At 67.6% G+C, this 12,116-nt stretch carries 18 protein-coding genes; 8 read left to right on the forward strand and 10 right to left on the reverse strand.

The annotated features are described in order from the left end of the window. Positions 1-104: 104 nt before the first annotated feature. Entirely contained in the window at positions 105-941 is an 837-nt protein-coding gene (locus tag AU192_RS05115) for a ParA family protein (RefSeq protein ID WP_082694279.1), read from the reverse strand. Positions 942-947: 6 nt separating this feature from the next. Here AU192_RS05115 and AU192_RS05120 point away from each other — a divergent pair, with 6 nt between their 5' ends. Genes AU192_RS05120 through AU192_RS05130 form a run of 3 tightly spaced genes read left to right on the forward strand, consistent with a single transcriptional unit; the run spans position 948 to position 3,177 of the window. Beyond that, positions 948-1,604, forward strand: a complete 657-nt coding sequence (locus tag AU192_RS05120; RefSeq protein WP_416171883.1) for an acid phosphatase — start codon at positions 948-950, stop codon at positions 1,602-1,604. Next, entirely contained in the window at positions 1,601-2,695 is a 1,095-nt protein-coding gene (locus AU192_RS05125) for an isochorismate synthase (protein WP_064394714.1), read from the forward strand. Before AU192_RS05120 ends, AU192_RS05125 begins: the two co-directional genes overlap by 4 nt. Next, positions 2,692-3,177, forward strand: a complete 486-nt coding sequence (locus tag AU192_RS05130; RefSeq protein ID WP_064394715.1) for a GNAT family N-acetyltransferase — start codon at positions 2,692-2,694, stop codon at positions 3,175-3,177. Before AU192_RS05125 ends, AU192_RS05130 begins: the two co-directional genes overlap by 4 nt. Here the strand turns inward: AU192_RS05130 and AU192_RS05135 are convergent. After that, positions 3,126-3,554, reverse strand: coding sequence for a hypothetical protein (locus AU192_RS05135; RefSeq protein WP_064394716.1), 429 nt, complete (start codon positions 3,552-3,554; stop codon positions 3,126-3,128). The two genes, AU192_RS05130 and AU192_RS05135, sit on opposite strands and share 52 nt — an antisense overlap. Positions 3,555-3,605: 51 nt before the next feature. On the opposite strand from AU192_RS05135, the gene AU192_RS05140 reads away from it, so the two are divergent. Together AU192_RS05140 and whiB1 are read left to right on the forward strand one after the other, a co-directional pair. Further along, entirely contained in the window at positions 3,606-4,571 is a 966-nt protein-coding gene (locus tag AU192_RS05140) for a diacylglycerol/lipid kinase family protein (RefSeq protein ID WP_064394717.1), read from the forward strand. A gap of 248 nt (positions 4,572-4,819) precedes the next feature. Beyond that, on the forward strand, positions 4,820-5,074 hold the full coding sequence (gene whiB1, locus AU192_RS05145) for a transcriptional regulator WhiB1 (RefSeq protein WP_014208822.1): 255 nt from the start codon (positions 4,820-4,822) through the stop codon (positions 5,072-5,074). A 117-nt stretch (positions 5,075-5,191) separates the two neighbouring features. Here whiB1 and AU192_RS05150 read toward each other — a convergent pair whose 3' ends face one another. Both AU192_RS05150 and AU192_RS05155 read right to left on the reverse strand, forming a co-directional pair. Continuing rightward, the gene (locus AU192_RS05150; RefSeq protein ID WP_064394718.1) at positions 5,192-6,679 is read right to left on the reverse strand and encodes a sensor histidine kinase; all 1,488 of its coding nucleotides are present in this window, start codon (positions 6,677-6,679) and stop codon (positions 5,192-5,194) included. 38 nt (positions 6,680-6,717) lie between these two features. After that, positions 6,718-6,933, reverse strand: a complete 216-nt coding sequence (locus AU192_RS05155) for a biotin/lipoyl-binding carrier protein (RefSeq protein ID WP_043414713.1) — start codon at positions 6,931-6,933, stop codon at positions 6,718-6,720. A 154-nt stretch (positions 6,934-7,087) separates the two neighbouring features. On the opposite strand from AU192_RS05155, the gene AU192_RS26245 reads away from it, so the two are divergent. Further along, a complete protein-coding gene (locus tag AU192_RS26245) occupies positions 7,088-7,180 on the forward strand; it encodes a 50S ribosomal protein bL37 (protein ID WP_090355725.1) in 93 nt (30 codons plus the stop codon). 22 nt (positions 7,181-7,202) lie between these two features. On the opposite strand, the gene rsrA is transcribed toward AU192_RS26245, so the two are convergent. After that, entirely contained in the window at positions 7,203-7,460 is a 258-nt protein-coding gene (rsrA, locus tag AU192_RS05160; protein ID WP_233151284.1) for a mycothiol system anti-sigma-R factor, read from the reverse strand. A gap of 44 nt (positions 7,461-7,504) precedes the next feature. After that, entirely contained in the window at positions 7,505-8,161 is a 657-nt protein-coding gene (locus tag AU192_RS05165; protein ID WP_066848906.1) for a sigma-70 family RNA polymerase sigma factor, read from the reverse strand. 242 nt (positions 8,162-8,403) lie between these two features. On the opposite strand from AU192_RS05165, the gene AU192_RS05170 reads away from it, so the two are divergent. Beyond that, a complete protein-coding gene (locus AU192_RS05170) occupies positions 8,404-8,889 on the forward strand; it encodes an aminoacyl-tRNA deacylase (RefSeq protein WP_064394721.1) in 486 nt (161 codons plus the stop codon). Positions 8,890-8,987: 98 nt separating this feature from the next. Continuing rightward, the gene (locus AU192_RS05175) at positions 8,988-9,836 is read left to right on the forward strand and encodes an SDR family oxidoreductase (RefSeq protein ID WP_064394722.1); all 849 of its coding nucleotides are present in this window, start codon (positions 8,988-8,990) and stop codon (positions 9,834-9,836) included. Between the two features lie 38 nt (positions 9,837-9,874). Here AU192_RS05175 and AU192_RS05180 read toward each other — a convergent pair whose 3' ends face one another. The 4 genes from AU192_RS05180 to AU192_RS05195 all read right to left on the reverse strand — a co-directional run bounded on the left by AU192_RS05180 (position 9,875) and on the right by AU192_RS05195 (position 12,112). Continuing rightward, on the reverse strand, positions 9,875-10,123 hold the full coding sequence (locus AU192_RS05180) for a hypothetical protein (RefSeq protein ID WP_064394723.1): 249 nt from the start codon (positions 10,121-10,123) through the stop codon (positions 9,875-9,877). Next, positions 10,120-10,983, reverse strand: a complete 864-nt coding sequence (locus AU192_RS05185) for an oxygenase MpaB family protein (protein ID WP_064394724.1) — start codon at positions 10,981-10,983, stop codon at positions 10,120-10,122. The genes AU192_RS05180 and AU192_RS05185 overlap by 4 nt, the downstream gene beginning before the upstream one ends. Next, on the reverse strand, positions 10,980-11,189 hold the full coding sequence (locus tag AU192_RS05190) for a hypothetical protein (protein ID WP_082694054.1): 210 nt from the start codon (positions 11,187-11,189) through the stop codon (positions 10,980-10,982). Before AU192_RS05190 ends, AU192_RS05185 begins: the two co-directional genes overlap by 4 nt. Before the next feature lie 119 nt (positions 11,190-11,308). Then, the gene (locus AU192_RS05195; protein ID WP_064394809.1) at positions 11,309-12,112 is read right to left on the reverse strand and encodes an enoyl-CoA hydratase/isomerase family protein; all 804 of its coding nucleotides are present in this window, start codon (positions 12,110-12,112) and stop codon (positions 11,309-11,311) included. Positions 12,113-12,116: the final 4 nt, after the last annotated feature.

The following is a 12,116-nucleotide window of genomic DNA, read 5'->3' on the forward strand; positions in this document are numbered from 1 at the left end:
ACCGGGGCCACACCACCAACCTGTACCACCAACCTGTCACCGCCCACCGGCAACCAACCACAAATCGCAACAGCCACGCAGCGATCGGTAGTGCACCGAAATCGCTATATGTCTGGGGCGAACGTCGGCATCGGCTTGCCGTTCTTCCAGTGCTTGAGCAGCGCGGTGGCCAGCTCGCGGTAGGCGCCCGCACCCTTGTTCTTGCGGCTGGCCAGCACCGACGCTCCCGAGGCGCTCGCTTCGGCGAAGCGGACGGTGCGCGGGATCGGCGGCGCCAGCACCGGCAGGTCGTAGCGGTCGGCGACGTCGAGCAGCACGTCGCGGCTGTGGGTCGTGCGGGAGTCGTACAGCGTCGGCAGCGCGCCCAGCAGTTTGAGGTCGGGGTTCGTGATCGCCTGGACGTCGGCGATGGTGCGCAGGAACTGCCCCACGCCCCGGTGCGCCAACGTCTCGCACTGCAGCGGCACGATCACGTCGTCGGCGGCGGTCAACCCGTTGAGCGTGAGCACGCCGAGCGACGGCGGACAGTCGACGATCGCCACGTCGTACTCGGCTCGGCCTGATGTCGCCGGCGTTCCGGCTCCGACACCGAGCTTGGCCAGCGCCCTCTTGAGCGCGTACTCGCGCCCGGCGCGCATCAACAGCATGGCCTCGGCCCCCGCCAGGTCGATGTTGGCGGGCAGCAGTGTCATCCCCTCGGGCGTCTCCAGCAGGGCGACGTCGGGTTCGACCTCGCCGAGCAGCACTTCGTGGATCGACACCGCCAGCTTGTCCGGGTCGTGGCCCAGGGAGAACGTCAGGGACCCCTGCGGGTCGAGGTCCACGAGCAGGACCCGCTTACCCGTCTCCTGAATCGCCGCACCCAACGACGCCACCGTCGTCGTTTTGGCTACCCCACCCTTTTGATTGGCGACCGCAAGTACTCGCGTCACGGTGCCCATCGTTGCATGGGTCGGGACACCGCGACCGACCGTGCGGCAGAATCAGTGAGCGTGGCCCTTTTGGAGCACCGCCTGATCCTGCTTCGTCACGGCGAAACGGAGTGGTCGAGAAGCGGTCGGCACACCAGCCACACCGATCTCGAACTGACCGCGGTCGGCGTGGAACGCGCCAAGCTGGCCGCCGAAGCGCTGGCCGAACTGGAACTGGACCACCCCCTGGTGCTGTCCAGCCCATTGCGGCGCGCGGTGCAGACCGCCGAACTGGCCGGGCTGAACATCGACGAGGTGTCGCCGCTTCTGCGGGAATGGGACTACGGCCGCTACGAGGGGCTGACGACGCCCGAGATCCGCGAGACCGTCCCCGACTGGCTGATCTGGACGCACGGCGCCGACGGCGGCGAGAGCGTGGAGACGGTCACGCAGCGCGCCGACCGCGCCCTGGAGTCGGCGCTGAGCCATATGACATCGCGCGACGTCGTGTTCGTGGGCCACGCGCACTTCTCCCGCTCGATGATCGCGCGGTGGGTCGAGCTGCCGGTGTCCGACGGGATCCGGTTCGCGATGGCGCCCGCGTCGCTGGCCGTCCTCGGATTCGAGCACGCCATGCGCCAGATCATCGCGCAGGGACTGACCGGCCATCAGGATCCGTGTAAACCACGGTGACCCGCGAACCGTCCTTCGTCCTGGCCTCCCGCGGCGCCGTCGTCGCGGAGGGAGTGCACACCGCGTTCCCGAAGGTCGCTGAGGCGCGAGCCGCGCTGGCATCGCACAGCGCCCCGATCATCGTGGGGGCGTTGCCTTTCGACCTGACCAAACCGGCGGCGCTGATCCGCCCGCAGAGCGTCCAGTTCCTCGACGCGCTGCCGGACTGGCCGCTACGCCCGATGCCCGGCGTACAGATAGCCGAGGCGCTGCCGGATCCCGAGGAACACCGCACGCGGGTCGCCAGCGCCGTCGACCGGCTCAACAGCCCGTCGAGCGGGCTGCACAAGGTCGTGCTCGCCAGGGCCCTTCGGCTGGCCGCCGACGGACCGCTGGACGCGCGCACCGTCCTGCACCGGCTCGTCAGCGCCGATCCCGCGGCCAACGGGTACCTCGCCGACCTGACCGCCGCGGGCGGTGGTTACTCCGGGAGCGTGCTGGTGGGCGCAAGCCCCGAGCTACTGGTGGCCCGCCGCGGCGATCAGGTGGTCTGCGCACCGTTCGCGGGTTCGGCGCCGCGCTCCCCCGATCCCGACACCGACGAGGCGAACGGCGCCGCGCTGGCCGCGTCGGCGAAGAACCTTCGCGAGCACCAGTTCGTGGTCGACACGATCCGCGACGCGCTCGAGCCGCTGTGCGCCGACCTCGAGGTAGCCGCCGAACCGGCGCTTCGCAAGACTGACTCGGTGTGGCATCTGGCCACCCGCATCACCGGCACACTTCGCGAAAGATCAATCACCGCACTGGACTTGGCCATCGCGCTGCACCCCACGCCTGCGGTCGGCGGGGTGCCCACCGCCGATGCGGCCGACCTGATCGCCGAGCTCGAAGGCGACCGGGGTTTCTACGCCGGTGCGGTCGGCTGGTGCGACCAACGCGGCGACGGCCGGTGGGTGGTGTCGATTCGCTGCGCGGCGCTGTCGGCGGATCGCCGTACGGCCGAGGCGTATTCGGGCGGCGGCATCGTCGCCGAATCCGATCCCGACGACGAACTCGAGGAAACCACAACCAAATTCACCACGATCCTCGCCGCGCTTGGCGCCGCGACGTGACCGAGCTGATCCGCAGGGTGCGCCCCGGCGACGAGCGTGAGCTGACCGCGATGGTCCACGAACTCGCCGAGTTCGAACACGCCGCGCACGAGTGCACCGTGACCGAAGACCAGATGCGCCGAGCGCTTTTCGACGAACCGGCCGCCGTCGCGGGCCACATCGCCGAGGTCGACGGACAGGCCGCCGCGGGCGCGCTGTGGTTTCGCAACTTCTCCACATGGGACGGTGTCGCCGGCATCCACCTCGAAGACCTCTACGTGCGCCCGCAGTTCCGCAGGCGCCGGTTGGCCCACAAGTTGTTGGCAACCCTGGCACGGGAGTGCACCACGCACGGTTACACCCGGTTGTCGTGGGCGGTGCTCGACTGGAACGTCAACGCGATCGCGCTCTACGAGGCCGTCGGCGGCAAGCAACAGACGGACTGGATCACTTACCGCGTCTCGGGGCCCGAACTGTCGGCACTGGCCGCAGAATCGCCGTGAGTCCCCACCCACTCCAGGGTCGAGGGACTGAACAGCAGCGCCAGCGTCACCACCGCCACCACGCCGATGGGCGCGGCGTACAACCACTGGTGCGAACCGACGCCCATGTAGTAGACGACCGGTAGGAGCAGCAGTTGGGCGAACACGGCGATGCCACGCCCCCACCGCCTGCCCGTCCACAACGCCCATGCCGCGGCGAGCACACCGGCGCCCATGATCGCGAACCACAGCGCCGTGCCGTATTTGTTCAGCCCGGACTCTTCGGCCCTGCCGAACCCGCTCACCACATAGACCAGCGCCGCGACCAGGGCAGCCGCGCCCTCCACGGCAACCAGGACAGCGGCTTGGCGCACCGTCGTCGGAGATGGAACGATCACGCCTTCGAGCGTAGAGGGGCGCGCAGAACCGGTTCAGTAGGCTCAGACCCCGTGCGCGCCGTGCTGATCGTGAACCCGAATGCGACGTCAACGACTCCGGCCGGCCGTGATCTGTTGGCCCATGCGCTGGAGAGTCGGGTGAAGCTGACCGTCGCGCACACCGATCACCGCGGACATGCCATCGAGATCGCCCGCGACGCAGCGCGTGACGGCGTCGACGTCCTGATCGTGCACGGCGGCGACGGCACGGTGAACGAGGTGGTCAACGGCATTCTCGAGGTCGGTGGGCCGGGCGCGGCAGCGCCTGCCGTCGGCGTGGTGCCCGGCGGGTCGGCCAACGTCTTCGCGCGCGCCCTCGGCATCAGCCCGGACCCGATCGAGGCGACCAATCAGCTGATCGACCTGCTGTCGGAGTACCGCCGCCGCAAGTCGTGGCGGCGCATCGGGCTGATGGACTGCGGTGAACGCTGGGGCGTGTTCACCGCGGGGATGGGCGTCGACGGCGACGTGGTGGCCGCCGTCGAGGCGCAGCGCGCGAAGGGCCGCGTCGTCACCGCTTCGCGCTACATCCGCGTCGCCATCCGCGAGATGCTGGCCAGCACCCGTAAGGAACCGTCGCTGACCGTGCACCTGCCCGACCGCGAACCGATCGGCGGCGTGCACTTCGCGTTCGTGTCCAACGCCAGCCCCTGGACGTACGCCAACGCCCGCCCGGTCTGGACCAACCCGATGACAACATTCGAGACCGGCCTGGGTGTTTTCGCCACGACCAGCATGAATGTGTGGGCCAACCTGATGCTGGTGCGGCGGATGCTGTCCAAGAAAGCCCGCATCGAGGCCAAGCATCTGGTCCGTGACGACGACCTGTCGTGGCTGCAGGTCACCAGCGAGGCACCGGTCGCCTGCCAGATCGACGGCGACTACGTCGGATTACGCGATTCGATGATGTTCACCGCCGTCCCCGACGCGCTCGGCGTGTTGGCACCTGCACCTGGAGAGGTCTCTGACCTGCGGTGATCGGCCTGCGGCGTAGGATTTCGGGCGCAGTTGGATCGAGTCTAGTACAGACGAGTCTGCGGCGTGCGAAGCCACCCGGCTAGTGACATTGCGCACTTGTTAACTCGCGAGTATTGACATCTGTCCAGCCTGTGAAAGCATCGAAGCAACGTTGCAGAAACATTCAATGTGCACGCGTTAAACAGCCGAAGAATATGCCGTGCGCCGTGCTGCGCACGGGTGACGTATCTGACGAGGAGTTTGATCTAATGGATTGGCGCCACAAGGCGGTCTGTCGCGATGAGGATCCGGAACTGTTCTTCCCGGTGGGAAACAGCGGCCCGGCGCTCGCTCAGATCGCTGACGCGAAGCTCGTCTGCAACCGCTGTCCCGTGACCACTGAGTGCCTGACCTGGGCTTTGGAGTCCGGACAGGATGCCGGTGTCTGGGGCGGTATGAGCGAGGACGAGCGTCGCGCACTCAAGCGTCGCAATGCTCGCACCAAGGCCCGCAGCGGAGTCTGAGCACTACCCGAACCAAACAAGATACGGCCCCGACATTCGTCGGGGCCGTATCTTTCTGTAAATGCAATAACGGCCGCTTTACGACACGAAAGGCCGATTTGCGAATTGCGAAGTTTGCTACTGCGCGAGTCGACGCTGCCGGCCCAGCGGCACCCGCAGCACCACATCGGTTCCGCCGTCCTGTCCCTCGCGCATGCCCAGCGACCCGTCCAGTTCGGCAGACACCAGCGTCCGCACGATCTGCAATCCGAGCCGGTCGACCTTCTCCAGGCTGAACCCGTCGGGTAGTCCCCGGCCGTCGTCGTGGACGACCACATCCAGCCACCTGGCCGAGCGCTCGGCGCGGATGGTGACACTGCCCTCGCGCACGCCGGGGTCGAAGGCGTGCTCGATGGCATTCTGCACCAGCTCGGTGATCACCATGATCAGCGCGGTGGCGCGGTCAGCGTCGAGCACACCGAGATCGCCGACCCGGCGGATGCGGATCGGACTGTCAACGGCGGCAACATCATTCATCATCGGCAGGATCCGGTCGACCACTTCGTCGAGGTTGACCTCCTCGTCCACCGACATCGACAGCGCATCGTGGACCAACGCGATCGAGGAGACCCGTCGCACCGATTCCATCAGCGCCTCGCGGCCTTCGTCGTTGTTGGTGCGACGGGCCTGCAGGCGCAGCAGCGCCGCGACGGTCTGCAGGTTGTTCTTCACCCGGTGGTGGATCTCGCGGATCGTGGCGTCCTTCGACAGCAGGGCGCGGTCGCGGCGCTTGACTTCTGTCACGTCGCGGATCAGCACCGCTGCGCCCACCGGTTGGCCGTGCACGACGAGCGGGAGCGTACGCATCAGCACGGCCGCACCACCGGCGTCGACCTCCATGCGCATGCTCGATCCGCCGGCCAGCGAGTCGCGCACATGGTTGGCCAGTTCCTGCGCCTCGAACGGGTCACCGATGAGCGGGCGTGTGACGGTGACCAGGTTGTGCCCGCCGAGTTCGGCGGCCAGCCCCATCCGGTGATAGGCCGAGATCGCGTTGGGGCTCGCAAAGGTAACCACACCCGCCCCGTCGAGCCGGATGAACCCGTCGCCGACGCGTGGGCTCGAGCGCGACATCGCGATGTCGCCCACGTTGGGGAAGGTGCCCTCCGAGAGCATGTGCAGGAGGTCGCCTGCACAGTCGAGGTAGGCCGACTCCAGCGGGCTGGCCTTCCTGGACTCCAATGCGGTCTGATGCGTCAGCACCGCGACCACCTCGTCCTCGTACCGGACTGGAACGGCCTCGACGTTGAGCCCTGGTGAAACCTGTTGTCCCGCACCGTCTCCCACGACGATTTCACCCGCTGCGAACGCCGTGGCCACGAGTGGCATCGCGTCGGCGTCGGCCAGCGTGCTGACCGCGTCGGCCAGCAGTACCGTCGGCGCGGTGTTCGGCCGCACCTGCGCGACGCAGACCAGGGCGCCGTCGTCGCGGCGCACCCACATCAGGTAATCGGCGAAGGACAGGTCGGCGAGCAGTTGCCATTCGCCGACCACAGCATGCAGGTGGTCCACCGCATTGCCGGGCAGCATGGTGTGCTCGGCGAGCAGATCACCGAGGGTGGACATCGGGGGGTTACTTCCGGCGGTGGTTCACGACGCGGTGATCAGCTGATCACCGCGATGAGGTCACCGGCCTGGATGACGTCGCCAACCGAAACGCTGACCTTGCTCACGGTGCCCGCCACCTCGGCCAGCACCGGGATCTCCATCTTCATCGACTCCAGCAGCACCAGGGTGTCCCCCTCGCCGATCTGATCGCCCTCGCTCACCACGACCTCGAGCACACTGGCCACGATCTCAGCGCGAACGTCCTCGGCCATCATCACCCCATCCGCTTTCCGCTGCTGTACGACTTTCGGCCTACATCGAACCACACGACCGGCTTGTCAGCGCTGTCGCCGGGCCATGAGACAATGGTCCGAACGCGCCCGCCGAGCACGGGCCGAGAATCCCCAGAGCACTCGGAGGTAGACCATGGCCAAGCGTGGCCGTAAGAAGCGTGACCGCAAGCACACGAAGGCCAACCACGGTAAGCGGCCCAACGCCGGCTCGAAGTCGGTGCGCTAGCGCCTAGGCGTGATCCTCGGCGCTAACCGCGCCGGATGATGGTGGTGCGGCTGATCTCGATGCGCAGACGCTCGCGCAGGCTCTCCGGAGCTCTCTCGCCGCCGCACTTCTTCGCGATCAGGCTCTTGACCCGCTCCTCGACGCCGTAGTGCCGCAGGCATGCGGGGCACTCCTCGAGATGGTGCCGCAGCTTGTCGCGGGTTTCGGGGGTGCACTCACCGTCGAGCAGCGTCCACACCTCGGCAATGACAGCGGCGCATTCGGGATGCTCGGGGTCGATGGGACCGACGGGGGGCTGCCATCGCTCTTCGTCAGAGAACGAGCTCACGACGAGACCTCCTCGGGTGTGTCCATCTGCTGTCCCCGAATGAACCCGCGGTCGCGGGCCACGTCGGCCAGCAGCTCGCGGAGCTGGCGCCTGCCCCGGTGCAACCGGGACATCACCGTGCCTATCGGCGTGTCCATGATCTCGGCGATCTCTTTGTATGGGAAGCCCTCGACGTCGGCGTAATAGACCGCCATCCGAAAATCCTCCGGCAGCGCCTGCAGCGCTTCCTTGATCTCGTTGTCCGGCAGCGACTCGAGCGCCTCCACCTCGGCCGAGCGCAGTCCGGTCGACGAATGCTCGGCGTTGGCCGCGAGCTGCCAATCGGTGATCTCCTCTGTGGGGTACTCCGCCGGCTGACGCTGTTTCTTGCGGTAGCTGTTGATGTAGGTGTTGGTGAGGATGCGGTAGAGCCACGCCTTGAGGTTGGTGCCCTCGCGGAACGACCGGAAGCCGGCGTACGCCTTGACCATGGTTTCCTGCAGCAGGTCCTCGGCGTCGGCGGGGTTGCGCGTCATCCGCAGCGCGCCGCCGTACAGCTGGTCGAGCAGCGGAATCGCGTCACGCTCGAAGCGCGCGGTGAGCTCGGCGTCGGTCTCCTGCGGTTCAGGAGCCTCTTGCGCCGAATCTCGGGTTGACCCGTCGGAGTCGGTCATGGTGGGGAACACCGTCCCTTCTGTCGCGGTGCCAGCGAACAAACCCGGCAGATCGACCGGGAGCACTGGAAAGTCCATAGCCAGCGTTGGCACCTGACCCCCTCCGCTCATCCTAGAGGTTGAGACCGACATGTTTTCTGCCCGCGAACTCCCGCCGCGGTGCAGCCACCGTCAACAACAGCGGCACCGGCCCCGATTGTTCCCCGAAGCCCGACGTAAGAGCGTCGCACTAGGCTGGCGCGGTGGCACGCGCAGCAACTCCGGCCATCGCCGCGCTGGTGGCCGCCGGTGTTGCGCATGAGGTTCTGCGCTACCGCCATGATCCGCGCCAGCCGTTCGGCGAGGAAGCCGTGGCGGCGCTTGTCCGGTCCGAGGACGTGGAGCCTGAACAGATCTTCAAGACGCTGGTGCTGGCGCTGCCGACCGGCCTCGGCGTTGCGGTGGTGCCGGTTCCTGCCAAGCTTTCGCTGAAGGCGGCCGCGTCGGCGCTCGGCGCGGCCAGGGCCACCATGGCCGAACGCGCGGCCGCCGAGCGGTCCACGGGTTATGTGATCGGCGGTATCTCCCCGCTCGGGCAGCGGACGCCGCTGCCGACGGTGATCGACGAGACGGCGCTGCTGTGGGACCGGGTGCTGTGCAGCGCAGGCAAGCGCGGCTTGGAGGTCGCCGTGGCCCCGCAGGACCTCATCCGACTGACCGACGCGGTGACCGCAGCCATCTGCGCCTGAGCGTCCGGCGCCTGATTTTCCGCGAAACGGCATTCCAGCAGCGAAAGTTCGAGTGCGGACCTGCCGGAATGCAATTTCGCGGCGGATAGGGTGAGAGCATGTCGCTCAACGGGAAAACCATGTTCATCTCCGGTGCGAGCCGCGGCATCGGCCTGGCGATCGCCAAGCGCGCCGCGGCCGACGGCGCCAACATCGCGCTGATCGCGAAGACGGCCGAACCCCACCCCAAGCTGCCCGGCACGGTGTACACCGCGGCCAAGGAGCTGGAGGACGCGGGCGGGCAGGCGCTGCCGATCGTCGGCGACGTCCGCGACGGTGACTCGGTGAACGCGGCGGTCGCCAAGACCGTCGAGCAGTTCGGCGGCATCGACATCTGCGTCAACAACGCCTCGGCGATCAACCTCGGTTCGATCGAGGACGTCCCCCTGAAGCGGTTCGACCTGATGAACGGCATCCAGATCCGCGGTACCTACGCGGTGTCGCAGGCTTGCATCCCCCACATGAAGGGCCGCGAGAACCCGCACATCCTGACGCTGTCGCCGCCAATCCGGCTGGAGTCGCAGTGGCTCAAGCCGACTGCCTACATGATGGCGAAGTTCGGGATGACGTTGTGCGCGTTGGGAATCGCCGAAGAGATGCGCGACGCCGGTATCGCGTCGAACACGCTGTGGCCCCGCACGCTGGTGGCGACCGCGGCCGTGCAGAACCTGTTGGGCGGCGACGAGGCGATGGGCCGCGCCCGCAAACCCGACGTCTATGCCGACTCTGCCTACGTAATCCTCAACAAGCCCGCCCGCGAGTACACCGGGCAGTCCCTACTGTGCGAGGACGTGCTGCTGGAGTCCGGCGTGACCGACCTGTCGGTGTACGACTGCGTTCCCGGTTCGGAACTGGGCGTCGATTTGTGGGTGGACACTCCGAACCCGCCGGGATACGCGGGCCCGTAGTCAGCGGACCCAGCTATAGGGGTCCTGGCCGCCGAGCGTCAGGGAACGCAGAGTTCAATGCCGAACAGGTTGGCAGGCCAGAACACCGCCGTCACCATGAACGCGCCGATGTCCGACCCGGCCGGGATCCGCGTGCGCAGCGCGGTGTCGATCAACTGCACCTGCTCGGCGTCGAAGAACGCCCACACCAGGCCGATCAGCAGGTAAGGGATCGACAGCCACATGCCTGCCTCGATCATCGCCTCGACGCTGACCCGGCGACTGAGCAGGCGGCGCAACGCCGTCATACCAGTGCCTTGTGCATACGGACCCGGCGGCGCACGTCGGCGAGCAGCACGTAGCTACCGCCCTGGCGAAGGAACACCGGCATGAACCTGTTGACGAAAGCGACTGTGAGGAAGAGCCATTCGAACAGGAACTGGGCAAATGCGTTCCACCGCAGGCCCATCTGTTCGCGGAACACCGGCGCGAGGAATCCGGTTGTCAGGAACTTCAGCAACGGCCGAAACGGCAGCCCCAGCAACGGGTTGATCATGCGCAGGTTCAGCATGTGCATCAGGTGCTCGCGGACCCGGTCGTCGATCTTCACCCGCTCGCACGCGACGCGCCAGTAGTCGTCGAACTCGGCGCGCGTCGGCGGCCACTGGTCTTCGGTGACCTGCAGGGTGGTGCCCAGCGGCCATGCGGAGCGGTAGAACTGCTCGGCCTGCTTCGGTGTCATCTCACCGCGCAGAAGCTGATAGGTGTCCTCCAGCCCGACGAAAAGACATGCGGCCACCCACATCTGCAGGTCGCGGTCGAACGCGTTGTATCGCACCGGGCTTTCGGCGGTCGACTTGACGTGCCGGTGCGCGCTGTTGACCGCCTCCCGGAACGCCGCGCGGTCATCGGGAGAGCCCAGCACCGAGACCGCGAGGTACTGGAAGGTCGTGCGCGCCCGCTTCCACGGGTGTTTGAGCAGGTTTCCCGAGTCGACCTTGCTCTCCGCGACGCCGTAGCCGACCTCCGGCCAGGACAGCTGCATGACGACATTGGCGGCTCCCCCGGCGAACGCCCAGAAGTCCATCGCCTCTGCGGCGGTGACATCGGCGTCGGGGTCCCATCGGGCGGTGCGCCGTCGAACGGAGATGCGGTGGCGGTTCGTCATCCGACGCACACCGCCGAGAAGACCAGCGCCGGCCAGAACGCGACGGAACCGACCAGCTGGACGAACCAGGCCAGTCCGCTGCCGTCGAGCCGGTCCAGGCGCAGGGCGGTCCAGCCGAGGCCGACGACGACGTAGGGTGCGGCGAGGATGAGCCCGGTGCCGATCCACTCGGCGATGGTCATTTCGAAGCTCAAGAGCTTCCTCACCGCAGTGACCATGCCTGACCCCCTCATCTGACCTACCCGGCACTATGTTAATGCCCATTCTGACGTGATCAGGCAGATGCGGGAAATCTCGAGCGCGGTACGGGGGTGCCGGTGCCGGTTCAGGAGAGCATCGAGCGCACGCTGTCGGCGAACGCCGCGGTGGTGAAGCAGGTCGGTTCGGCGAACTCCTCCAGGGTGAGGGCACCGGACCAGTCGGCGTCGGCGGCCGCCCGCAGCAGGGGCTTGCTCATCGCGACGGCGTGCGGCGGGAGCGCGGCGATGCGCGAACACCAGTCGTCGGCGGCCGCGAGCAGACGGTCGTGATCGACGACCTCCTGCACCAGGCCGAGCCGTTGGGCCTCGCGGGCGTCGATGTGTTCGCCGCGCAGATAGTAGGCCAGCGCGCCCTGGTAGCCCAGCCGTCGGGTCAGCGCCCAACTGGTGCCGACCTCGGGGATCAGTCCCAGCTTGGCGAATGCGGGCACCACGACGGCACGTTCGCTGGCGATCACGAGATCACAGGTCAGCGCCCAGGCCAGCCCGACGCCTGCGGCTGCGCCGTTGAGCGCGGCGACGAAGATCGTGTCCGATCCGGCGATCAGCCGCGCGATACCCCCGAATTCGCGGCGAATCCAGCGCCAGATGTCGGCAGCGCCCTCCGGAGCGTCGAGTTGGTCGACCGCGGCGTCCATCATGCGGAGATCGCCCCCGGCGCTGAAGCCCGGGTCCGTGCCGGTGAGCACGACCGAACGCACGTCGGGGTCGGCGTCCAGGTCGGTCAGCGCCCGCCGAAGTTGGCGGACCAGCGGGGCGGACAGCACGTTGAGCCGTCGTGGCTCGTCGAGCGTTACGACGGCCCTGTCCCCGCGGTGTTCGACGCGCACGCGAAGCGGCGCATCGGCCTCGTCGCCGCTGGTCACCATGTTC

The organism is Mycobacterium lehmannii (assembly GCF_001499925.1).
GTDB classification, from domain to species: Bacteria; Actinomycetota; Actinomycetes; order Mycobacteriales; family Mycobacteriaceae; genus Mycobacterium; species Mycobacterium lehmannii.